This window comes from Pseudomonas sp. 22072, from assembly GCF_052046095.1.
Taxonomy (GTDB): domain Bacteria; phylum Pseudomonadota; class Gammaproteobacteria; order Pseudomonadales; family Pseudomonadaceae; genus Aquipseudomonas; species Aquipseudomonas paracarnis.
The window spans coordinates 121049-144630 of the sequence record NZ_JBQEQE010000006.1 but is presented as its reverse complement, the minus strand read 5'-3'; the positions used below and the strand labels follow the sequence as shown (position 1 = coordinate 144630).

Below are 23582 nucleotides of genomic sequence, written 5' to 3'. Positions count from 1 at the left end.
ACGCTGGGCATTAAAGCATTTTTCAGCTTGGGGCGTCATTCGCGAGCCTTGAACAAGCCGACCGAATGCAAGGTGCCTGGCAGCAATCAGGCGAGATGACAGCCGGTATGACAGGGAAAGTTTTGGGGAGTTTTATGGGAAAGGGATTTTTCAGGCGAAAAGTCGACACGGTGTTGGGGGTCGATATCAATGACAGCGGCATCAAGCTGATCGAACTGGGCCGTTCATCAGGCGGTTTCAGCGTCCAGGGCTACGTTATGCAAATGCTGCCGCCCCAGGCGGTGGTGGACGGTACCTTGCTGGACCTTGAGGGTGTGGGCCGTATGCTGCAACAGGCACTGTCGCGCCTGGGTACCTCGGCCCGGTACGCCGCCGTGGCGGTTGCGGGCCCGTCGGTAATTACCCGGCTGATTGACATGGACGCCGGCCTCAGTGATGAGGAAATGGCCTGGAAGATCCAGATGGAAGCCGACCAGTTCATCCCCTATCCATTGGACGAGGTGTCCATCGACTTTCAGGTTCAAGGGCCATCGGCTCAAGGCCCGCAGTGGGTAGAGGTGATGCTGGCGGCGTGCCTGCGTGAGCAGGTCGAAGCGCGCGAGGCGGTTTTGGCCCTGGCGGGGCTGGTGCCGCGGGTGGTCGATGTAGAAGGGTTTGCATTGGAGCGCGCTTGCCTTCAGGATTTTGCCAGCTTCACGCCGGGTCATAGAGTCGATGGTGCACAATGGGCCTTGGATGCCCAAGGGATGGGAGTGGCTTGCGGGCTGGCCCTTAGGAGTTTCGCTGGATGACACGAATCAATCTTTTGCCTTGGCGCCAGGCCCTCGCGGAGCGCAGGCGCAAATACCTGTTGGTGCTATTGCTGGCGTTTGCCTGCGTGGCGCTCGCGGCACTGTGGTTGGCTGATCAAGTGATCGACCAGGCGATAGACCGGCAGGTAAGCCGCAACAGCCGCCTGGAAGAGCACATCGCTACCCAGGACTCGCGGATCAGGACTATCGACGACTTGCAGGCGCGAAGCCAGCAACTGGCCGAACGCATGAAGGTGGTTCAGGACCTGCACGATGCCCGCTCTTCCGGTGCCCGATTGTTCGAGCAATTGGCTCGCTCGGTGCCTGAAGGTGTCCATCTGCATGAGGTGGTTGCGAACGGCGACACCATCAGCATTCGCGGCACGGCAGAAAGCAACCAGGATATCGCCCGTTTGATGCAGCAACTCAAGCCAATCCACGGCTCCAGTTCGACCCGTCTGCAGCGCGTGCAAGCCGAAGGTGCACGCGGCGAAAGTGAATTCCAGCTGATGGTGCGCCAGGGAGAGTCCAGCGAGGCGCAACCATGAGCCTGCCCAGGCTCGATTTTTCCACGCTCTCTTACAACGCTGCCAAATGGTCCCTGCCGGGCAAGGTGCTGCTTGGCTGTGCGCTGGCCGGCATGGTGTTAGTGCTAGGCGAGGTTTCGCATGGGGGGCCGCAGCGGGAGCGATTGCACGGGCTTGAGGCGCGGGAGCAGGCGCTGCAGCAGCAACTCAGAGAAAAGACCGGCCTGGCCGCGAGCCTTGAGGTGCGCACCCGGCAAGTCCGGAGCATGGAAGACAATCTTGCCAGCCTTCTAGGGCAATTGCCCGGCGAGTCCGAGGTGCCTGCCGTGCTGGAAGACATCGCCCGGCTGGCGGCTGTTCATGGGGTGTGGGTCGAAGGCATCACCGTGCTGGATGAAGCGCCTCGGCAGCTTTATATCGAACAACCCATGCAGATAAGCGCGTCCGGGGTTTACCACGACCTGGCGACGTTTGTCAGTGCCTTGGGTGGGTTGCCACGGGTCGTTACCGTGCAGGATATTGCGCTCCGGCATCAGGGCGCCTTGTTGCGTCTGAACATGCTCGCCAAGACCTATCGCAGCACCCTGCAAAACGGCAAGGCCCGTCAGGTGCTCGACCCAGGGCCGCAATTTGTCTACGAACCCTCGTCCTTGCGCGACCCGTTCACGCCGCCCGCCTTGCAGGCGCCGCACGTTCCGGGCCGCCCGGCCTTTGCCCCGGATTTCACCCGGCGACGGGGACTGTTGGAGGGTATGCGCCTCGATCAGTTCGAAATGGTCGGTACGTTGTCCCGTGGTGCGCAGGCCTTTGCCTTGTTGCGGGCTGGGGCCAGGGTGTATCGGCTGGCGGTGGGTGATTACCTGGGGCCGGACCATGGCCAGGTCACGGCCATTCAAGACGCTGCTGTCGAGCTGGTGGAGCTGTTTCCCGATGGACAGGGCGCCTGGCTGGAACGCCCGCGAACCCTTGTGCTGAACGTCAACTCATAACGGAATCAAACAATGAAAAGGACCTTCTCGTCCTTCGGTGTGGCGCTATGGATAGCGTTGACGGCACCGATGGCTGCTGCTGTGCCCAATCGCCTGGACCTTATCCAACTGCCGCCGCCCGACAGTGCCCAGCCGTTCAGCTATACAGGCGCCAAGCTGACCCTGAATTTCCAGGACATCGACCTGCGCGCGGTCTTGCAGCAAATTGCCGATGTCGCCGGGCTCAACCTGGTGACCAGCGATGATGTGCAGGGCTCGATCACCCTGCGGCTCAAGGATGTGCCCTGGGACCAGGCTCTGGACCTGGTACTGCAAACCAAGGGCTTGGACAAGCGAGTCAAGGCGGGCGTGTTGCTGGTGGCGCCCGCCGATGAATTGGCTGCTCGCGAGCTGTTGATGCTGGAGTCGCGCAAGCAGATGGCCGAGCTGGCGCCCTTGCGTCGGGAGCTGCTGCAGGTCAATTACGCCAAGGCCGCCGACCTGGCCAAGCTGTTTCAGTCGGTGACCGGCTTTGAGGGCGCCACCGATGAGCGCGGTTCGGTGGCGGTGGATGACCGCACCAACAACATCATCGCCTACCAGACTGGCGAGCGGCTCGAAGAGCTGCGGCGCATCGTGGCGCAACTGGATATCCCGGTACGCCAGGTCATGATCGAGGCGCGGATTGTGGAGGCCAATGTCGACTACGACAAAAGCCTGGGTGTGCGCTGGGGTGGGCGGCTCACCCGCGGCAACAGCGGCGTTGGCGGTATTGGCAAGCCGCTGGCGGAGGGTGCCGAGCCGCCGCAAAACCCACCCAGTTCACCCTTTGTCGACTTGGGGTCGCTGGCCGGAACCTCGGGCCTGGGGATCGCCTATATCACCGACAACCTGTTGCTGGACCTTGAGCTGACCGCCATGGAAAAAACCGGCAACGGTGAGATCGTCTCGCAGCCCAAGGTCGTCACCTCCGACAAAGAGACTGCACGCATCCTCAAAGGCACCGAGATTCCTTATCAGGAATCCACCTCCCAGGGTGCCACCTCGGTGTCGTTCAAAGAGGCCTCGCTGTCGCTTGAAGTCACGCCGCAAATCACTCCCGACGACCATGTGATCATGGCGGTCAAGGTCACCAAGGATGAGCCCGACTACCTGAACCGACTCAATGACGTGCCGCCGATCAAGAAAAACGAGGTCAACGCCAAGGTTCTGGTCAGGGATGGCGAGACCATCGTCATTGGCGGGGTTTTCTCCAACACCCAAAGCAAAGTGGTAGATAAAGTGCCATTTTTGGGCGATGTGCCGTATCTTGGCCGCCTTTTCCGGCGCGATGTGCTGGCGGAGAAAAAATCCGAGCTGCTGGTGTTCCTGACTCCGCGTATCATGAATAACCAGGCGATTGCTGTGAGTCGTTGATTCTGTGCGAAATTTGATTCTTGTAGGGCCGATGGGGGCTGGAAAAAGCACCATCGGCCGTTTGCTGGCCAAAGAGCTGCGCCTGCCGTTCAAAGATTCCGACAAGGAAATTGAATTGCGCACGGGTGCCAATATCCCATGGATCTTCGATAAAGAAGGCGAGCTGGGCTTTCGTGACCGCGAGCAGGCGATGATTGCCGAGCTGTGCGGCTGCGATGGCGTGGTATTGGCGACTGGCGGTGGCGCCGTCATGCGCGATGAAAACCGTCGGGCGCTGCATGCCGGTGGTCGGGTGGTGTATTTGCACGCGTCGGTCGAACAGCAGGTGGGCCGTACCGCCCGTGATCGCAATCGCCCGTTGCTGCGCACCGCCGACCCGGCGAAAACCCTGCGGGACCTGCTGGCGCTGCGCGATCCGCTGTATCGGGAAATCGCCGATCTGGTGGTGGAAACCGATGAGCGGCCACCTCGGATGGTCGTACTTGACATCCTTGAGCGCCTGCAACGGTTGCCACCCCGTTAAAGCCTGGCCCGAAATGCGCTATTCTCGGCGGCGCGCCATGACCTTATAAGGTATGGCGTAGAGCCACCAGGCGGTGTCGAGAGGTCGACAGTGCCGGTCGTTAATACATCTTCAACGCGGGGACACATGCAGACACTTAAGGTCGATCTAGGCGAGCGCAGCTACCCGATCCACATTGGCGCAGGTCTGTTGGACCAGCCCGAACTGCTTGCGCCGCATATTGCCGGCCGACAGGTGGCGATCATCTCCAACGAAACGGTCGCGCCGCTGTATCTTGAGCGTCTGAGCCGCAGCCTGGCGGCGTACTCGGTGATCTCCGTGGTGTTGCCTGACGGCGAAGCCCACAAAAACTGGGAAACCCTGCAACTGATCTTTGATGGCCTGCTGACTGCGCGCCATGACCGTCGAACCACTGTGGTCGCCCTGGGCGGCGGTGTGATTGGCGACATGGCCGGGTTTGCCGCGGCCTGCTACCAGCGCGGCGTGGATTTCATCCAGGTGCCGACCACCTTGCTGTCCCAGGTCGATTCGTCGGTGGGTGGCAAGACCGGTATCAACCACCCGTTGGGCAAGAACATGGTCGGCGCGTTCTACCAGCCTCAGGCTGTGCTGATCGACACCGCTACCCTCAACACCTTGCCGCCGCGCGAGCTGTCGGCGGGGCTGGCGGAAGTCATCAAGTACGGCCTGATTTGCGATAAGCCGTTCCTGACCTGGCTGGAAGAACACATGGACGCCTTGCGCGCCCTCGATCAGGTAGCCCTGACCGAAGCGATCTCCCGCTCTTGCGCGGCCAAGGCGCTGGTGGTCAATGCCGACGAGCGCGAGTCCGGCGTGCGGGCCACGCTGAACCTGGGCCACACCTTCGGCCATGCGATCGAAACGCACATGGGCTATGGTGTGTGGCTGCATGGGGAGGCCGTGGCGGCTGGTACGGTGATGGCATTGGATATGTCGCAGCGCCTGGGCTGGATCAGCGCCCAAGAGCGCGATCGCGGTATCCGCCTGTTCCAGCGTGCCGGTTTGCCGGTCGTTCCGCCCACGGAGATGACCGAGGCGGATTTCCTTGAACATATGGCGATAGACAAGAAAGTGATCGACGGTCGACTTCGACTGGTACTGCTGCGCCACATCGGCGAAGCCGTGGTGACCGACGATTATCCAAAAGAGATTCTACAGGCCACGCTGGGAGCGGATTACCGCGCCCTGGCCCAGCTCAAAGGTTAATAAGACCCGATGACTAGTTTGCATGCCGACGAGGCGTTCCTCGGCCATTATCACTTGAGCCACGACCCCTTCGCTCCACGGGTGCCGGGTTTCAAGTTCTTCCCCGCCCAGCGCAAGCCGGTACTGGGGCAGTTGCATCACCTCGCGCGCTACAGCCAGTTGCTGCTGGTGGTGACCGGCCCTCTGGGCAGCGGCAAGACCTTGCTGCGCCAGGCGCTTGTGGCCAGCACCAACAAACAATCGGTGCAGAGCGTGGTGGTATCGGCCCGCGGTGCCGGTGATGCGGCTGGCGTACTGCGCGAGGTGGCGCAAGCGTTGAACGTCTCCAACGCCGAGCCGAACGCGATTCTCAAGCAGGTGGTGCAATTGGGCCTGACCGGCCAGGAAGTCTACCTGTTGGTAGACGACGCCGAGCAGCTCGACGAATCGGCCCTGGAAGCCTTGCTGGCGCTGGCAGCGGGTACGCCGGAAGGTCGCCCGCATGTGTTCCTGTTCGGTGAGTCGTCGTTGATCGCCGATCTGGAGCAGATCAGCGGTGAGCAGGAGCTGTTTCACGTCATCGAGTTGCAGCCGTACGAAGAGGAAGAAACCCGCGAATACCTTGCACAACGTCTTGAAGGCGCAGGGGCGGGTATCGAACTTTTCACCGCTGCGCAGATCTCTGATATTCACGAAAGCTCCGATGGCTGGCCTGGAAATATCAACCAGGTTGCCCGCGATGCCATGATCGAAGCCATGATTGCCAGCCGCTCTGCGGTCAAGCGTCCAAAGATGGGGTTCACTATGCCTAAGAAGCACGTATTGGCTATTTCCGCCGTTGTCGTGGTCGCTGTTGCCGCCGCCTGGTTGATCCCGGGCCGCAACAAAGCACCGACAACCACTGGCGCGCCAACCGAACAGGCGCAGTTGCCACTGGGCAAGCCCACGCCAAACGTCGAATTTGCCAACTCCGGCCAACCGACCAACCTGCCGATGGTCGGCCAACCTGTGATGCGCGGCCCTCTGGCAGAAGAAGCCGGTGGCATCTCCGAAGGCGACGACGGTGTGCCGGTGGAAGGCTCCAGCGCCACGCCGCCGACCGTGACCACCACCGCGCCACCTGCAGGCGTACCGGCCGGTGTGCCAGCGACGCCGGTTGCTCCGGTCGCCAAGCCGACTCCGACGCCGGCGCCCACCGTTGCTACCGCCAAGCCTGCTCCGGTGACCAAGCCTGTCGCACCAGCGCCAGCCGCCAAACCAGCCCCTGCCGCCAAGCCAGCGGAAAAACCAGCCGCCACCGTTGCCAAGGCCGGCGCTGCTGGCAGCAGCTGGTACAGCAGCCAGCCTACCGGTAACTTTGTGGTGCAAATCCTCGGCACCAGCTCCGAAGCCAATGCCCAGGCATTCGTCAAAGAGCAGGGCGGCCAGTACCGTTATTTCAAGAAAGTGCTCAACGGCAAGCCTCTCTATGTGATCACCTACGGCAGCTTCCCAAGCCGCGCCGCAGCCGATTCTGCCATCAAGGCCTTGCCAGCGAAGGTTCAGGCTGGTAAACCTTGGCCTCGCACTGTTGCCAGCGTTCAACAAGAACTGGCAGCAACTCGCTGAAGATCCGGCGGCCTTACCCAGGCCGCCCTCCCGGCACCTCAAAAAAATCCGCAAGTGCGTGCAGTCTCCCGAGACCGCGCGCTTTGTGGTGTCTGCGTCACAGTGGCTTTTGAGTCGTAGCGGTCAGAATTAAAAAAGTTTTGACTAGCACAGCATATCGCTTTAAACCTTTCATAAATGCGACATAGATTTGCGACATTTCGTCGCTAAATTTGTGAGCGTCTGTGTCGGTGTGTACAATGACCTCCCTTTTGCCCCCGCTAAGCCGGCGTACGTTCGGCGTGGAAGGTAACCGGTTGAATTGAAAAGAAATTTGCCTCGGTAAAAGAGGCAGCCTGGTGAGAAAGTGTCTATGAAAGCAGGTCTGTACCAACCCGATGAATTCAAGGATAACTGCGGTTTCGGCCTGATAGCCCACATGCAGGGCGAACCCAGTCATACCCTTTTGCAAACGGCCATCGAGGCCCTGACCTGCATGACCCACCGCGGTGGGATCAACGCCGACGGCAAGACCGGTGACGGCTGTGGCTTGCTGATTCAAAAGCCCGACCAGTTCCTGCGCGCTGTCGCCAAAGAGCAATTCGCGGTCGAACTGCCCAAGCAGTACGCCGTGGGCATGGTGTTTTTCAACCAGGACCCGGTAAAAGCCGAAGCCGCCCGCGAGAACATGAACCGCGAGATCGCCGCCGCCGGCCTGCAAATTGTCGGATGGCGCAAAGTGCCCATCGACACCAGCGTACTCGGCCGCCTGGCCCTGGAGCGCCTGCCGCAGATCGAACAAGTGTTCATCGCCGGCGATGGCCTGAGCGACCAGGACATGGCGATCAAGCTGTTCACGTCCCGTCGTCGTTCGTCGGTGCTCAACGCCGCCGACACCGACCATTACATCTGCAGCTTTTCCCACAAGACCATCATTTATAAAGGCCTGATGATGCCGGCGGACCTCACCGCCTTCTATCCAGACCTTAGCGATGAGCGCCTGCAAACCGCAATCTGCGTGTTCCACCAGCGCTTTTCCACCAATACCCTGCCGAAATGGCCGCTGGCCCAGCCATTTCGCTTCCTCGCCCACAACGGCGAGATCAATACCATCACTGGCAACCGCAACTGGGCCCAGGCCCGTCGCACCAAGTTCGCCAACGATTTGATGGACCTCGAAGAGCTCGGCCCGCTGGTCAATCGCGTGGGTTCCGACTCCTCCAGCATGGACAACATGCTCGAACTGATGGTCACCGGCGGCATCGACCTGTTCCGTGGCGTGCGCATGATCATTCCGCCAGCGTGGCAGAACGTCGAGACGATGGACCCGGACCTGCGTGCGTTCTACGAGTACAACTCGATGCACATGGAACCGTGGGACGGCCCGGCCGGCGTGGTCATGACCGACGGCCGCTATGCGGTGTGCCTGCTCGACCGTAACGGCCTGCGCCCGGCGCGTTGGGTGACCACCACCAACGGTTTCATCACCCTCGCCTCGGAAATCGGCGTGTGGGACTACAAGCCTGAAGACGTGATCGCCAAAGGCCGTGTGGGCCCTGGCCAGATCCTGGCCGTGGACACCGAGACCGGGCAGATCCTCGACACCGACGCCATCGACAACCGCTTGAAGTCCCGTCACCCGTACAAGCAATGGCTGCGCAAGAACGCCCTGCGCATCCAGGCGACCATGGAAGACAACGACCACGGTTCGGCTTTCTATGACGTCGACCAGCTCAAGCAGTACATGAAGATGTACCAGGTCACGTTCGAAGAGCGCGACCAGGTGCTGCGTCCGCTCGGTGAGCAAGGCTACGAGGCCGTCGGCTCCATGGGCGATGACACGCCAATGGCGGTGCTGTCCCAGCGCGTACGCACGCCGTACGACTACTTCCGCCAGCAGTTCGCCCAGGTGACCAACCCGCCGATCGACCCGCTGCGTGAAGCCATCGTGATGTCCTTGGAAGTGTGCCTCGGCGCCGAGCGCAACATCTTCCAGGAATCGCCTGAGCATGCCTCCCGCGTGATCCTCAGCTCGCCGGTCATTTCCCCGGCCAAATGGCGCTCGCTGATGACCCTGGAGCGTCCGGGCTTCGATCGTCAGATCATCGACCTGAACTACGACGAGAGCCTGGGCCTTGAAGCCGCAGTGCGTAACGTTGCTGACCAGGCTGAAGAAGCCGTGCGTGCCGGTCGTACCCAGATCGTACTGACCGACCGCCACATTGCGCCTGGCAAGTTGCCGATCCACGCGTCCCTGGCGACCGGTGCGGTGCACCACCGCCTGACCGAAAAAGGCCTGCGCTGCGACTCCAACATCCTCGTGGAAACCGCCACTGCCCGCGACCCGCATCACTTTGCGGTGCTGATCGGTTTCGGCGCTTCGGCGGTGTACCCGTTCCTCGCGTACGAAGTGCTGGGTGACCTGATCCGTACCGGTGAAGTGCTGGGAGACCTCTATGAGGTGTTCAAGAACTACCGCAAGGGCATCACCAAGGGCCTGCTGAAGATCCTGTCGAAGATGGGTATCTCCACCGTCACCTCCTACCGTGGCGCGCAGTTGTTCGAAGCCATCGGTCTGTCCGAAGAAGTCTGCGAGCTGAGTTTCCGTGGCGTACCGAGCCGCATCAAGGGTGCGCGTTTCGTCGACATCGAAGCCGAGCAAAAAGCCCTGGCCGCCGAAGCCTGGAGCGCGCGCAAGCCGATCCAGCAAGGTGGCCTGCTCAAGTTCGTGCACGGTGGCGAATACCATGCCTACAACCCGGACGTGGTCAACACCCTGCAAGCCGCTGTGCAGCAGGGCGACTACGCCAAGTTCAAGGAATACACGAGCCTGGTGGATAACCGCCCGGTGTCGATGATCCGCGACCTGTTCAAAGTGAAGACCCTGGACACGCCGATGGACATCAGCCAGGTCGAGCCGCTGGAGTCGATCCTCAAGCGCTTCGACTCCGCCGGTATTTCCCTGGGCGCCCTGTCGCCCGAGGCTCACGAAGCCCTGGCCGAAGCCATGAACCGCCTGGGTGCGCGTTCCAACTCCGGCGAAGGCGGTGAAGACCCGGCGCGCTACGGCACGCTCAAAAGCTCGAAGATCAAGCAGGTGGCCACCGGCCGTTTCGGGGTGACCCCGGAGTACCTGGTGAATGCCGAGGTGCTGCAGATCAAGGTGGCCCAAGGCGCCAAGCCGGGTGAGGGTGGTCAATTGCCAGGCGGTAAGGTAAACGGTTTGATCGCCAAGCTGCGCTATGCGGTGCCGGGCGTGACGTTGATCTCGCCACCGCCGCACCACGACATTTACTCGATTGAAGACTTGTCGCAGCTGATTTTCGACTTGAAACAAGTCAACCCCCAGGCCCTGGTCTCGGTGAAACTGGTGGCAGAAGCCGGCGTCGGCACCATCGCCGCCGGTGTGGCCAAGGCCTATGCCGACCTGATCACCATCTCCGGCTACGACGGCGGCACCGGCGCTTCGCCGCTGACCTCGATCAAGTACGCCGGTGCACCGTGGGAGCTCGGCCTGGCCGAAACCCACCAGACCCTGCGCGGCAACGACCTGCGCGGCAAGGTGCGAGTACAGACCGACGGCGGCCTGAAAACCGGCCTCGATGTGATCAAGGCCGCGATCCTCGGCGCCGAAAGTTTCGGCTTCGGTACTGCGCCCATGATCGCCCTGGGCTGCAAATACCTGCGCATCTGCCACCTGAACAACTGCGCCACCGGCGTGGCGACTCAGAACGAGAAACTGCGCAAGGATCACTACATCGGCACCGTCGACATGGTGGTGAATTTCTTCACCTACGTCGCCGAAGAAACCCGTGAGTGGCTGGCCAAATTGGGCGTGCGTTCGCTGGAAGAGCTGATCGGTCGCACCGACCTGTTGGACATCCTCGAAGGCCAGACCGCCAAGCAACAATATCTGGACCTCACGCCGCTGTTGGGCAGCGATCACATCCCGGCAGACAAGCCACAATTCTGCCAGGTGGACCGCAACCCACCGTTCGACAAAGGCCTGCTGGCCGAGAAAATGGTCGAAATGGCCGGCTCCTCGATCAACGACGCCAGCGGTGGCGAATTCGCCCTGGATATTTGCAACTGCGACCGTTCCATCGGCGCACGCATCTCCGGCGAAATCGCACGCAAGCACGGCAACCAGGGCATGGCGAAAGCGCCGATCACCTTCCGCTTCAAGGGCACTGCGGGCCAGAGCTTCGGCGTGTGGAACGCCGGCGGCCTGCACATGTACCTGGAAGGCGACGCCAACGACTACGTGGGCAAGGGCATGACTGGCGGCAAACTGGTCATCGTTCCGCCGGCTGGCAGTGTGTACAAGACCCAGGACAGTGCCATCATCGGCAACACCTGCCTGTACGGCGCCACCGGTGGCAAGCTGTTTGCCGCAGGTACTGCCGGTGAGCGTTTCGCCGTGCGTAACTCCGGTGCTCACACCGTGGTGGAAGGCACTGGCGATCACTGCTGCGAGTACATGACCGGAGGCTTTGTCGCGGTACTGGGCAAGACCGGTTACAACTTCGGTTCGGGCATGACCGGCGGTTTCGCCTACGTGCTCGACCAGGACAACACCTTCGTCGACAAGGTCAACCACGAGTTGGTCGAGATCCAGCGCATCAGCGGCGAAGCCATGGAATCCTACCGGAACCACTTGCAGCACGTGCTGGACGAGTACGTCGAGGAAACCGGCAGCGAATGGGGTCGCAACCTCGCCGAAAACCTCGATGATTACCTGCGTCGTTTCTGGCTGGTCAAGCCCAAGGCTGCCAACCTGAAATCGTTGCTTTCCAGCATCCGTGCCAACCCGCAGTGATATGCGCCTGAACAGTTTGATGAGGTTTTAACATGGCTGAACGTCTGAATAACGACTTCCAGTTCATCGATGTCGGGCGCAAAGATCCGAAGAAGAAACTGTTGCGTCAACGCAAGAAAGAGTTCGTGGAAATCTACGAACCCTTCAAGCCCCAGCACTCGGCCGACCAGGCCCACCGCTGCCTGGGATGCGGTAACCCGTATTGCGAATGGAAGTGCCCGGTGCACAACTTCATTCCCAACTGGCTCAAACTGGTGGCCGAGGGCAACATCCTCGCCGCCGCCGAGCTGTCGCACCAGACCAACACCCTGCCGGAAGTCTGCGGCCGGGTGTGCCCGCAAGACCGTCTGTGTGAAGGTGCCTGCACCCTCAACGACGGCTTCGGCGCGGTGACCATCGGTTCGGTGGAGAAGTACATCACCGATACGGCGTTCGCCATGGGCTGGCGCCCGGACATGTCCAAGGTCAAGCCAACCGGCAAGCGCGTCGCGATCATCGGCGCGGGCCCTGCTGGCCTGGGGTGTGCCGACGTGCTGGTGCGTGGCGGCGTGACTCCGGTGGTGTTCGACAAGAACCCGGAAATCGGTGGCCTGCTGACCTTCGGTATCCCTGAATTCAAGCTGGAAAAAACCGTACTGAGCCACCGTCGTGAAGTGTTCACTGGCATGGGTATCGAGTTCCGCCTCAATACCGAAATCGGCAAAGACATCACCATGGAGCAACTGCTCGCCGAATACGATGCGGTGTTCATGGGCATGGGCACCTACACCTACATGAAGGGCGGCTTTGCCGGTGAGGACTTGCCCGGCGTGTATGACGCGCTCGACTTCCTGATCGCCAACGTCAACCGCAACCTGGGCTTTGAAAAGTCGCCGGAAGATTTCGTCGACATGAAGGGCAAGAAGGTCGTGGTGCTGGGCGGTGGCGACACCGCGATGGATTGCAACCGCACCTCGATCCGCCAGGGCGCCAAGTCGGTGACCTGCGCTTATCGCCGTGACGAAGCCAACATGCCCGGCTCGCGCAAAGAGGTGAAGAACGCCAAGGAAGAAGGCGTGAAATTCCTCTACAACCGCCAGCCGATCGCCATCGTCGGTGAAGACCGTGTGGAAGGTGTGAAGGTGGTCGAGACCCGTCTCGGCGAACCGGACGCCCGTGGCCGTCGCAGCCCCGAGCCGATCCCGGGTTCCGAAGAAATCATCCCGGCCGACGCCGTGGTCATCGCCTTCGGTTTCCGCCCAAGCCCGGCGTCGTGGTTCGAGCAGTTCGAAATCCAGACCGACAGCCAGGGCCGCGTCGTGGCCCCGGAACAAGGCCAGTACAAGCACCAGACCAGCAACCCGAAGATCTTCGCCGGTGGCGACATGGTGCGTGGGTCGGACCTTGTGGTCACCGCGATCTTCGAAGGCCGTAACGCCGCCGAAGGCATCCTGGACTACCTGCAAGTCTGATGATCGTTCCCACGCTCTGCGTGGGAATGCCGCCAGGACGCTCCGCGTCCCGAACAGCATGACGCGGAGCGTGGGAGCGATCCTGCGGCGGCATTGCCGCGACAAATTGACCCGATAGACAAAAGGCACGGTGCATTCCGTGCCTTTTGCGTCGCGCTCTGAGAAAATGCCCGCACTTTTTTTGCGGATGCCGACATGACTGCCCTCAAGAACGACCGTTTCCTTCGTGCCCTGCTCAAGCAACCCGTAGACGTCACCCCGGTGTGGATGATGCGTCAAGCCGGTCGCTATCTGCCGGAATACCGCGCCAGTCGCGCCAACGCCGGTGATTTCATGAGCCTGTGCATGAACCCGGAGTTCGCCTGCGAAGTCACGATGCAGCCGCTGGACCGCTACCCACAACTGGATGCGGCCATCCTCTTCTCCGATATCCTCACCATCCCGGACGCCATGGGCCAAGGCCTGTACTTCGAAACCGGCGAAGGCCCGCGCTTCAAGAAAGTCGTCAGCACCCTGGCCGATATCGAAGCCCTGCCGATCCCTGACCCACACAAAGACCTGGGCTACGTGATGGATGCTGTGAGCACCATCCGCCGCGAGCTCAACGGCCGCGTGCCGCTGATCGGTTTCTCCGGCAGCCCCTGGACCCTGGCCACCTACATGGTTGAAGGCGGCTCGTCGAAAGACTTCCGCAAGACCAAAGCCATGCTCTACGACAACCCGCAAGCCATGCACCTGTTGCTGGACAAGCTGGCGCAGTCGGTCACGTCCTACCTCAACGGCCAGATCATGGCGGGTGCCCAAGTGGTACAGATTTTCGACACCTGGGGTGGCAACCTGTCGGCGGCGGCGTACCAGGAGTTCTCCCTGGCCTACATGCGCAAGATCGTCAGCGGCCTGATCCGTGAGCACGAAGGCCGCAAGGTTCCGGTGATCATGTTCACCAAAGGCGGCGGCCTGTGGCTGGAAAGCATCGCTGACGCGGGCGCCGATGCATTGGGCCTGGACTGGACCTGCGACCTCGGCGAAGCGCGCCGTCGCGTCGGCAACCAGGTTGCCCTGCAAGGCAACATGGACCCGACCGTGCTGTACGCCAAGCCAGAAGCGATCCGCGCCGAAGTCGGACGCATCCTGGCCAGCTATGGCAAGGGCAGTGGCCACGTGTTCAACCTTGGCCACGGCATCACACCGGAAGTGAACCCGGAGCACGCGGGTGCGTTCTTGCGCGCAGTGCACGAACTATCGGCGCAATACCACGAGTAAAACGCAAAACAAAATGTGGGATCTGGCTTGTCGGGTCGCCGCATCGCTGCGATGGCGGCGGCGAATTCAACACCGCTATCGCAGGCAAGCCAGCTCCCACATAAAGCCAGTCGCCTCAGGCTTTCACATGGCCCAGTGGCGGCAACTTCGCCAGCTTCAACGCCACCAGCAACGCGCCAATCAGCAGCGCGACGATAAACCCGCCAATCCCGTTCCACCCGGCAAAGTGCCAGAAAAACCCACCCGCAGTCCCGGCAATGCTCGACCCCACGTAATAGCAGAACAGGTACAGCGACGACGCCTGCCCCTTGGCTTTCACTGCGCGGCGGCCGATCCAGCTGCTGGCGACCGAGTGGGCGCCGAAGAAGCCGAAGGTGAACACCAGCATGCCCGGTACCACCAGCCACAAAGGCGTGAACAGCGTCAGGGCCATGCCGGCGAGCATCAGCACAATGGTGCCCCATAGTACGCGGCGGCGGCCGAGGCGGTCGGCCAGGGAGCCGATTTTCGCCGAGCTGTAGATGCCCGAGAGGTACACCACTGACAGCAAACCGACCACCGCCTGGCTCAGCTCGTAGGGGGAGGCCAGCAGGCGATAGCCGATGTAGTTGAACATCGTCACGAACGCGCCCATCAGCAGGAAGGCTTCAAGGAACAGCCACGGCAGGCCGGCGTCCTTGAAGTGCATGACAAAGCCGTCCACCAGGCTGCGTGGCTTGAGGCTGCTGGCGCGGAAGTTGCGCGATTCGGGGAGGATCTTCCAGAACACCGTGGCAGCGATCAACGCCAGGGCGCCGATGATCAGCATTGCGGTGTGCCAGCTGACGAAGTCGATCAACACGCCGATGATCAGGCGCCCGCTCATGCCCCCAATCGCGTTGCCGCCGATGTACAGGCCCATGGCCAGGCCGATGTGCTGCGGGTGGATCTCTTCGCTGAGGTAGGTCATGGCCACGGCGGCCAGGCCGCTCAAGGACAAGCCCACCAGTGCACGCATCAACAGGATGCCCTCCCAGCTCGGCATCAAGCCGCTGGCGATGGTGGCCAGCGCCGCACAGAACAACGCAGCGACCATCACCGGCTTGCGCCCCAGCCTGTCGGATATCGGCCCGGTGATCAGCAGGCCGCAGGCGAGCATGGCGGTCGCGACGGACAAAATCAGGCTGCTTTGCGCCGCATTGATGGAAAACTCGTGGGACAGCGCCGGCATCATCGGCTGCACGCAATACAACAGCGCAAAGGTGGCGAAGCCGCCGGAGAACAGCGCCAGCACGGTGCGCATGAACATCGGCGTGCCTTTTTCGATGTACGCGTCGTTGAGCTGCGCCACCACGTCATCAAGGGCTGAGGGCGGGGTGTGTTGGGCAAGTGGAGCAACAGCAGGATTCACGAGGGACCTCGGGGAGGAAAGTCTGCCAGGACTGACAATACGAAAAAGCATATAGCTGGCTAATGATTCTTTCCAATATATTGTTCGACCTGTTTGATAGCTTTTACGACCTAATGAGGCTTGCATGGAATTTCGCCATTTGCGCTACTTCATCGCCGTTGCCGAAGAACTGCACTTCGGCCGCGCCGCGCAGGTGCTGGGCATCTCGCAGCCGCCCCTGAGCCAGCAGATCCAGGCGCTGGAACACGAGCTGGGCGCACGCTTGTTCGAGCGTACCAATCGTCGGGTCGAGCTGAGCGAGGCCGGGCGTTTGTTCTTGCAAGAGGCACGGTTGGTGCTGGCCCAGGTCGACAAGGCGGCAGATGTGGCGCGGCGTGCGCAGTTGGGGGAACTGGGTGAATTGAAGATCGGCTTCACCTCGTCTGCGCCGTTCAACGCCAGCATTCCCCAGGCGATCTTCGCCTTCCGCCAGGCATTCCCGGCGGTGCATCTGAACCTGCAAGAAATGAGCAGCACCCAAGTAGCCGAGTCGCTGGTGGACGAGTCGATTCAGGTTGGGTTGATGCGGCCTTTGCCCTTGCCCGACTCACTGAACGTGATCGAGTTGATGCGCGAACCCTTGGTCGCGGTATTGAGCGCCGGCCACCCGTTGGCGCAAGGCAGTGAGCGCGGCTTGCATCTGGAGCAATTGGCCGAGGAGCCTTTCGTATTCTTCCCGCGCAGTTACGGCAGCGGCTTGTACGCGCAGTTGCTCAACCTCGCTCGCGACGCCGGGTTCAGCCCGCACTTTGCTCAGGAAGCAGGGGAAGCAATGACCATCATCGGCCTTGTGGCGGCGGGGTTGGGGGTGTCGGTGCTGCCGGCGTCTTACCAGCGCATCCGCATTGATGGCGTGGTCTATCGCACCTTGCTCGACCCGCAGGCAGTGACGGCGGTGTGGCTGGTGCAGCGCAAGGGCGCGCAAACGCCAATGGCGAAAGGGTTTGTGGAGTTGTTGACGCGTAAGGCCGCTCAATAACCTGTGGCGAGGGAGCTTGCTCCCGCTGGGTCGCGTAGCGGCCCTAAAAAATGGGCCTGCTGCGCAGTCCAGCGGGAGCAAGCTCCCTCGCCACAAGGGGGTCAGTTTTGGGGCGAAGTATTTGCTTCATTCACGCTGTAAGTACGCAACCCCGCCAGAATATCCCGATCCAGCATGCTCACCCAACGGTTGTAGTTGCGATGGATCTTACCGTCCTTGTAGCCCAGGTCGCGGCTGTCGCGGTAGGTGATGGCGTAGCTGTTGCGGGTGTAGCGGATGTCGATTGCGGCGTAGAACTGGCCGCGCACGGTGATCTCGGCCTGCACCAGTTGCGGGCTCAGGCGTTGTACCGTCCACTCGCGTTTTTGCAGGGCGGCGACGATCACCTGTTTCATTTTTTCTTCGCTGACCTGGCTCGTGGCCGGCAACTCGTGCTGGGTGTTGAGCACCGGTTTGCTGGTGCAGCCAGCCGTGGTCAGCAGGGCCAGCGTGATCAGGGTAGCGCGTAGCAGGGAAGACATTCCGTTTTCTCCAGTCGATTAAAAAGTCAGCTCCAGCGGCGGAAGATCAACGAGGTGTTGACGCCGCCGAAGGCAAAGTTGTTGTTCATCACGTAGTCGTTGTGCATCTGGCGAAAGCCACCTTGCAGGTAGTCCAGCTCGCCGCATTGCGGGTCGACCGCGTCCAGGTTGAAGGTGTGCACGTACTGGTCGCGGTTCATCATCTCGATGCTGAACCACGATTCCAGCGCGCCGCAGGCACCCAGGGTGTGGCCGAGGAAACTCTTCTGTGAACTGATCGGCATGCGGCTGCCAAACAGGCTGCTGGTGGCCAGGGTTTCAGCGATGTCGCCCTGATCGGTAGCCGTGCCGTGGCCGTTCACGTAGCCAATGGCGGACGGTTCAAGACCTGCGTCTTCCAGGGCCAGCTCCATGGCGCGGCGCATGGTTTTCTGTTCCGGGCGGGTGGTGTGCTGGCCGTCGGCGTTGCTGCCGAAGCCGACCAGCTCCGCATGAATATGCGCGCCTCGCGCGAGTGCGTGTTCCAACTCTTCGAGCACCAACATGCCGCCACCTTCACCGATCACCAGGCCATCGCGGCCGCTGTCGTAGGGGCGCGGGCTGGTTTGCGGCGCATCGTTTTTCAGGCTGGTGGCGTACAACGCATCGAACACCATGGCTTCGGTGGGGCACAGTTCTTCTGCGCCGCCCGCGAGCATCAACGGCAGGCGCCCGAACTTGATTGCCTCATAGGCGTAGCCGATGCCCTGGCTGCCGCTGGTGCAGGCGCTGGAGGTAGGAATCAGCCGGCCCGTGAGGCCAAAGAAGATACTGATATTTGCCGCCGTGGTGTGGGGCATCATGCGTACATAGGAATTGGCATTGAGCCCCTCGGCCACCGAATTGAGCAGCATATTGCCGAACGCCTTGATCTCATCGGTGCTGCCGGTGGACGAGCCACAGGCCACGCCCATGCGTCCGTCCTTGATCGACTCGTCACCGAGCAGGCCGGCGTCTTGCAAGGCCTGCTCCGCCGCCCACACGGCCAGGCGCGAGACGCGGCCCATGCTGCGCAGTTGTTTGCGCGTCCAGTGAGCGGGCACGACGAAATCGTCGATAGGGCCGGCCAGGCGCGTGTTCAGTTCGGTGAAACGGTCCCACTCATCCATGCGCCGAATGCCGCTGCGGTTGGCGCGAAAATTGGCGGCGATGGTGTCCCAGTCGCTGCCCAGGGAGGTCACGCCGGCCATGCCGGTGACGACAACGCGCTTCATCAGCACAGGCCCCCGTTCACGGCCAGCACCTGGCGCGTGATATAGCCGGCTTCGGCCGACATCAGGAAGTTCACGGCGCCGGCGACTTCTTCCGGCGTGCCCATGCGTTGGGCCGGGATCATTTTCATCAGTTCTTCTACCGGCACGTTTTCATCCAGCATCGCGGTGTCGATCAGGCCCGGCGCCACGCAGTTGACGGTGATCTTGCGCTTGCCCAATTCGATGGCCAGCGCCTTGGCCGCGCCGATCAAGCCGGCTTTGGAGGCGCTGTAGTTGACCTGGCCGCGGTTGCCGATCAATCCGGACACCGAGGTAATGCACACGATACGCCCGGCGGCGCGGCGCCGAATCATCGGCATCATCACCGGGTGCAGCACGTTGTAGAAGCCATCCAGGTTGGTGCGCATCACCACATCCCAATCGTCTTCCGACAGCGCAGGAAAGGCGCCGTCGCGGGTCAGGCCGGCATTGAGCACCACGCCGTAGTAGGCGCCATGCTGCTCCACATCGGCCTCAAGGATCTCTTTGCACGCAGCGCGATCGGCCACGTCGAACTGCAGCACGCGTGCCTCGCGCCCCAGGGCTTGGACCTCGAGCTGTACCGCGTCGGCTTCGGCACGACCGCTGCGGCAATGCAGCACAATGTCATGGCCGGCCTGGGCCAGGCGCAGGGCAATGGCGCGGCCGATACCACGGCTGGAGCCGGTGACCAGTACGGATTCAGTCATGGCGTATCGTCCTTCGATTCATCTAAATAGTTGGCCGCCTGGGGCGGTCGAAATACGTTTAGGCGCGCGCTGGCCTGGATACCGTCGCCGGTGAGGTGGCATTCGAACACACCCATGCCGTTGTCGTCTTCCAGGGAGCGCAGGCCGTGGATATTCAGCTCGGCACCGGCCGGGAAGTGCTCCACGTTGCACTCGAACTTACGTGTGCCCAACAGGAAACCGAGTTCCACGGCCTTGCCTTGCTGGCGTGCATGGCAACCGGCATAGGCGGCTACGCTTTGCGCCATCAGCTCGATGCCGACCCAGGCTGGCAGGCTACCGTCAGCACGGTTGAACAGGCCGCCGGGCTTGACGGTGACGCGGGTGTGGATCTGCTCTTCATCGAACGACAGCACCTGGTCGATCAGGATCATGTCGCCCGCATGGGGCAGCAGTTCGGCGAGTGGCCAATCGATCATGGGGCCTCTGCGATTATCAGGCTGACATTGTTACCGCCGAAGGCAAACGAGTTGCTCATCAGGCAGGGTTTTTTCAAGCTGTCGCCGCTGCGCACCCATTGCAAGGCGGGCAGCGCCGGGTCGGGATGGCCGTCCCATACGTGGGGTGGCAGCAGGCGATGGGTCAGGCTCAGCCAGCAGAACGCGGCTTCCAGTGCCCCGGCAGCGCCGAGGGTGTGGCCGGTCATGGGCTTGGTCGATGAGCAGGCGACGCCGCCGGGAAACAGGCTGGCGACCGCCAGGCTTTCCATGGCGTCGTTGTGTTGGGTCGCGGTGCCGTGCAGGTTCAGGTAGCCGATCTGCTCGGGCGAAAGCTTTGCACTGGCCAGGGCCTTGCGCATGGCCAGCAACGCGCCCTTGCCGCTGGGCTCGGGCGCAGAGATATGGTGCGCGTCGCAACTGGCGCCGCTGCCCAGCAAGGCGATGGGGGCCGGCTCGCGGCTCATCAGGAACAGCACCGCCGCTTCACCGATATTGATGCCGTTGCGGTTCACCGAGAACGGATTACAGCGCTCGGCAGACACCGCTTCCAGCGCGGTAAACCCGTTCAGCGTCAGCTTGCACAGGCTGTCCACGCCGCCGCAAATCACCGCATCGCACACCCCCAGGTCCAACAGGCGCTGGGCACTCATCAATGCACGGGCGCTGGAGGTGCAGGCGGTGGAAATCACATAGGCCGGGCCGCTTACTTTCAACCAGTCGGCGAGGAAGTTGGCCGGAGCGCTGAGTTCCTGTTGCTGGTAATCGTAGTCAGCGGGGAACTGCGTGTTCTGCAGGTAATGGGCAATGCCACGGCTGGCTTCGTCAATGCCCGAGGTGCTGGTGCCCAGCACAACCCCGACCCGGTCAGCGCCGTAGGTTTGGATGGCCTGACGAATCTGATCTTCGATCTGCAGCGCCGCTTCCAGCAGCAACTGGTTATTGCGACTGCTTTGCTGGGCCAGTTCCGGGGGCAGGCTCGCCAGTTCGCCGTGTACGGCGGCCACCGGCACTACGCGTTCCGGCACCCAGCCGCTTTCGGCACGCATGCCCGAACAGTCGCCGGCAAACAGCTTGCGGCTGACTTGCGCCTGGCCACGGCCAAGGGCGCAGATCACGCCAAGGGCGTTGAGGTAGGCGGTCATCGGCTCACACCCAGCGGGCTGATGCGGTAACTCAGCGGCGGGTCGGCCATGTTCACGCTGAACACCTCGGAAGACTGATAGACGATCTGCCAGTGGCCCGGCAGCGTGCGCGTCAGGTCCATGGCCTGGGCAGTGGGATACAACGCCGGTACGTCACCGGGCGCGGTCAGGGCAAACAGCAGCGCGGCAAATAGCGTGCGCGCCTGGGGGTTGGGCGGCAGCAAGCCGTCTGCCTGCCACTGCCCATCAAGCAGTTTTTGCCGGGCCAGGGGAATGCCCAGCGGGTCCATCATCGACCAGCGAATCGCGCGGCCTTCGCGCTGGATCACCAGCAGCCAGTCCTGGCTCTGGCCGTCTGCCAGGCGCTGCACATGCAATTGCATCGGCAAGGCCAGGGCCGGCATTTTTTCCGGCAGCGGCGCCTGGCTGGCACAGGCGCTGAGCAGCAACAGGCAACTTATCAACAGCAGGCGCATCATGGGGCCGCATTCTCCACAGGTTTACGGGCCACGCAGTTGACCAGGGTTTCCTCGCGCTGGCCCACGGGCGGTGCCTTGCGCAGGCCCCAACGTTCCAGCAGGCCGAAGTCACTGGAACGGCTCCACCACAAGTAAGGGTACGAAATGTTCTGAGCAGCGAACTCAAAGCCCTGCTCGCGCAGCATCTCCAAGTACTCGTCGGCGCTCTTTTGCACATGCATCGGGTGACGGAACAGCCAGCGAATCACCCAGGTGTCGATGTAGGCTTCGGTGGATTCGGCAAACAGCAGATAGCCGCCCGGCTTGAGCACCCGATAGAACTCCTTGAGTGCGCGATGTTGTTCCACCAGATGATGGAAGGTCTGGTGGCAGAACAGGATATCGACGCTGGCATCCGCTAGGTTGAGGGTCGCGCAGTCGCTGCCGATCAGCTCGACGTCCAGGCCCAGGCGCGCGGCTTCTTCGCGGCTCAGTGCCAGGCTGTGAGGGTCGGCATCCAGGCCGATCAGGCGCGAAGGCGCGAACACCTGATGCAGCAACTGGAAGGATTTGCCCTGGCCGCAACCGGCATCCAGCAACACCGGCGCCACCGGCAGCGGCTCGCTGAACAAGCTGCGCAGGTCATTGATCGCCACGCGCAATACGTGATGCTGCCAGGTATGGCTGCGCAGGAACCAGAAGCCGAACTTGGTTTCTTCGACGTAGTTTTGACTCAGGTAGTTTTTTTCAACGCCAGGGCTGCTCATACCGCTTCACTCGCACAAATATCCGACAACATCCGCAAGCGCCGTTTCGGCTCGCTGACAAACGGGTTGCGTTCATCCCAGGCGTAACCGGCCAGGATAGAGCTGATCATGCGGCGAATCTCCGGTGAACTGCCAGGATGGAAAATCACGTCCTGGAACGTGCCCGCGTACCAGCCCTCGACGTAGCAACGGAAGGTATCGACACCGCGCTTGAGCGGTTCGGCGAACTCGGTTTGCCAGTCCACCGTTTCGCCGCTCAATTGGCGGTGCAGTACTCCTGCGGCCATGCTGGCCGAACGCATGGCAATGGTCACGCCGGAAGAGAACACCGGGTCGAGGAATTCCGCCGCATTGCCCAGTAGCGCAAAGCCTGGGCCGTGCAGGGTTTTGACGTTGGCCGAGTAGCCGCCGATGGTGCGCGCCGGGGTATCCCAGACGGCGTTTTGCAGCACGCCGGACAGGCTTGGGGTTTGCTCGACAAAGCCGCGCAGGCAGGCGTCGAGGTCGCTGTCGGCACCCTCGAAATGCTCTTTGGCTGCGACCACGCCTACCGAGCAACGGCCGTTACTGAACGGGATGGTCCAGAACCAGATATCGCGCTTGGTCGGGTGAGTGGTCACCAGGATTTTGCTGCGGTCAAAGCCTGGGTGTTCGATACGGTCTTCGACGTGGGTGAATACGGCCTGGCGCAGCGGGAAATTCGACGGTGCTTCCAGGTCAAGCAGGCGTGGCAACACACGGCCGTAGCCGCTGGCATCGAGCACGAACCTGGCCTTGAGGTGGTACTCGCTGCCATTCTGGCGGCGCACATGCAAATACCGGCTCTCGGCAGAAAAATCCACGCCGACAATGGTTTGGCCGTAGCGGATTTCCACGCCTTGCAACGCCGCCTGGTCGGCCAGCAATTTGTCGAACTCGCCGCGCTGCACCTGAAAGGTGGTGGGCTTGCCGTTGCTGAAGGTGTCGCTGAAATCAAAGGCACTGTAGCGCTCGCCCCAGGCGAAGGCCGCGCCGGTTTTTACCTGGAAGCCTGCAGCTTGCACAGCGTCGAGCATGCCGGCTTCTTCGATAAAGTCGATGCAGTGCGACAGCAGGCTTTCGCCAATCGAGAAACGCGGGAAATGCTCGCGCTCGATGATCAATACATCATGCCCTTTGCGCTTTAACAGCGCGGCCGCGATGGCACCGGAAGGCCCGGCACCGATCACCACCACCTGGCGACGTTCCATTTCAACTGTGGGCACGAGGGCTCCTTGCCGCATGGGCGCTAATCAC

Annotated in this window: 19 protein-coding genes and 1 pseudogene; 11 read left to right on the top strand and 9 right to left on the bottom strand. The window is 61.9% G+C overall.

The window, feature by feature from the left end:
- The first annotated feature begins 134 nt into the window (after positions 1-134).
- The 10 genes and pseudogenes from pilM (at position 135) to hemE (ending at position 14551) form a co-directional block, all read left to right on the top strand.
- Complete coding sequence (gene pilM, locus ACTJLA_RS08555; protein WP_440840995.1) at positions 135-791, top strand: type IV pilus assembly protein PilM; 657 nt, start codon at positions 135-137, stop codon at positions 789-791.
- Entirely contained in the window at positions 788-1339 is a 552-nt protein-coding gene (locus ACTJLA_RS08550) for a PilN domain-containing protein (protein ID WP_106117975.1), read from the top strand. Before pilM ends, ACTJLA_RS08550 begins: the two co-directional genes overlap by 4 nt.
- Positions 1336-2307 carry a pilus assembly protein PilP gene (locus ACTJLA_RS08545; RefSeq protein ID WP_440840993.1) on the top strand — a complete coding sequence of 324 codons (972 nt, stop codon included), beginning with the start codon at positions 1336-1338 and terminating at the stop codon, positions 2305-2307. Before ACTJLA_RS08550 ends, ACTJLA_RS08545 begins: the two co-directional genes overlap by 4 nt.
- A gap of 135 nt (positions 2308-2442) precedes the next feature.
- A pseudogene (locus ACTJLA_RS08540) lies at positions 2443-3702 on the top strand (type IV pilus secretin PilQ); the annotation flags it as partial.
- A 4-nt stretch (positions 3703-3706) separates the two neighbouring features.
- Entirely contained in the window at positions 3707-4225 is a 519-nt protein-coding gene (aroK, locus tag ACTJLA_RS08535; protein ID WP_003187914.1) for a shikimate kinase AroK, read from the top strand.
- A gap of 126 nt (positions 4226-4351) precedes the next feature.
- Entirely contained in the window at positions 4352-5452 is a 1101-nt protein-coding gene (aroB, locus tag ACTJLA_RS08530; RefSeq protein ID WP_440840991.1) for a 3-dehydroquinate synthase, read from the top strand.
- A gap of 9 nt (positions 5453-5461) precedes the next feature.
- A complete protein-coding gene (locus ACTJLA_RS08525; protein WP_054896205.1) occupies positions 5462-7039 on the top strand; it encodes an SPOR domain-containing protein in 1578 nt (525 codons plus the stop codon).
- Between the two features lie 352 nt (positions 7040-7391).
- On the top strand, positions 7392-11837 hold the full coding sequence (gene gltB, locus ACTJLA_RS08520) for a glutamate synthase large subunit (RefSeq protein WP_440840990.1): 4446 nt from the start codon (positions 7392-7394) through the stop codon (positions 11835-11837).
- A 32-nt stretch (positions 11838-11869) separates the two neighbouring features.
- Positions 11870-13288, top strand: coding sequence for an FAD-dependent oxidoreductase (locus ACTJLA_RS08515; RefSeq protein WP_046070563.1), 1419 nt, complete (start codon positions 11870-11872; stop codon positions 13286-13288).
- Positions 13289-13483: 195 nt separating this feature from the next.
- Positions 13484-14551, top strand: coding sequence for a uroporphyrinogen decarboxylase (gene hemE, locus ACTJLA_RS08510; RefSeq protein WP_314545801.1), 1068 nt, complete (start codon positions 13484-13486; stop codon positions 14549-14551).
- A 115-nt stretch (positions 14552-14666) separates the two neighbouring features.
- Here the strand turns inward: hemE and ACTJLA_RS08505 are convergent, their stop codons facing one another.
- Entirely contained in the window at positions 14667-15941 is a 1275-nt protein-coding gene (locus ACTJLA_RS08505; protein ID WP_314545804.1) for an MFS transporter, read from the bottom strand.
- A gap of 124 nt (positions 15942-16065) precedes the next feature.
- On the opposite strand from ACTJLA_RS08505, the gene ACTJLA_RS08500 reads away from it, so the two are divergent.
- On the top strand, positions 16066-16959 hold the full coding sequence (locus ACTJLA_RS08500; protein WP_034125583.1) for a LysR family transcriptional regulator: 894 nt from the start codon (positions 16066-16068) through the stop codon (positions 16957-16959).
- A gap of 101 nt (positions 16960-17060) precedes the next feature.
- Here ACTJLA_RS08500 and ACTJLA_RS08495 read toward each other — a convergent pair whose 3' ends face one another.
- From ACTJLA_RS08495 to ACTJLA_RS08460, 8 genes are read right to left on the bottom strand one after another with little or no spacing between them, the layout of a single operon-like run.
- Positions 17061-17480 carry a hypothetical protein gene (locus ACTJLA_RS08495; protein WP_003187927.1) on the bottom strand — a complete coding sequence of 140 codons (420 nt, stop codon included), beginning with the start codon at positions 17478-17480 and terminating at the stop codon, positions 17061-17063.
- 26 nt (positions 17481-17506) lie between these two features.
- Positions 17507-18733, bottom strand: a complete 1227-nt coding sequence (locus ACTJLA_RS08490; protein WP_032893933.1) for a beta-ketoacyl-ACP synthase — start codon at positions 18731-18733, stop codon at positions 17507-17509.
- Positions 18733-19461 carry a 3-oxoacyl-ACP reductase FabG gene (fabG, locus tag ACTJLA_RS08485; protein WP_014716589.1) on the bottom strand — a complete coding sequence of 243 codons (729 nt, stop codon included), beginning with the start codon at positions 19459-19461 and terminating at the stop codon, positions 18733-18735. The genes ACTJLA_RS08490 and fabG overlap by 1 nt, the downstream gene beginning before the upstream one ends.
- Positions 19458-19919 carry a hotdog family protein gene (locus ACTJLA_RS08480; protein WP_054919435.1) on the bottom strand — a complete coding sequence of 154 codons (462 nt, stop codon included), beginning with the start codon at positions 19917-19919 and terminating at the stop codon, positions 19458-19460. The genes fabG and ACTJLA_RS08480 overlap by 4 nt, the downstream gene beginning before the upstream one ends.
- Entirely contained in the window at positions 19916-21082 is a 1167-nt protein-coding gene (locus ACTJLA_RS08475) for a beta-ketoacyl-[acyl-carrier-protein] synthase family protein (RefSeq protein WP_314545815.1), read from the bottom strand. Before ACTJLA_RS08475 ends, ACTJLA_RS08480 begins: the two co-directional genes overlap by 4 nt.
- On the bottom strand, positions 21079-21561 hold the full coding sequence (locus ACTJLA_RS08470) for a hypothetical protein (RefSeq protein WP_054896213.1): 483 nt from the start codon (positions 21559-21561) through the stop codon (positions 21079-21081). The genes ACTJLA_RS08475 and ACTJLA_RS08470 overlap by 4 nt, the downstream gene beginning before the upstream one ends.
- Entirely contained in the window at positions 21558-22307 is a 750-nt protein-coding gene (locus ACTJLA_RS08465; RefSeq protein WP_019818328.1) for a class I SAM-dependent methyltransferase, read from the bottom strand. The genes ACTJLA_RS08470 and ACTJLA_RS08465 overlap by 4 nt, the downstream gene beginning before the upstream one ends.
- The gene (locus tag ACTJLA_RS08460) at positions 22304-23551 is read right to left on the bottom strand and encodes an NAD(P)/FAD-dependent oxidoreductase (protein WP_198833918.1); all 1248 of its coding nucleotides are present in this window, start codon (positions 23549-23551) and stop codon (positions 22304-22306) included. Before ACTJLA_RS08460 ends, ACTJLA_RS08465 begins: the two co-directional genes overlap by 4 nt.
- Positions 23552-23582 lie beyond the last annotated feature (31 nt).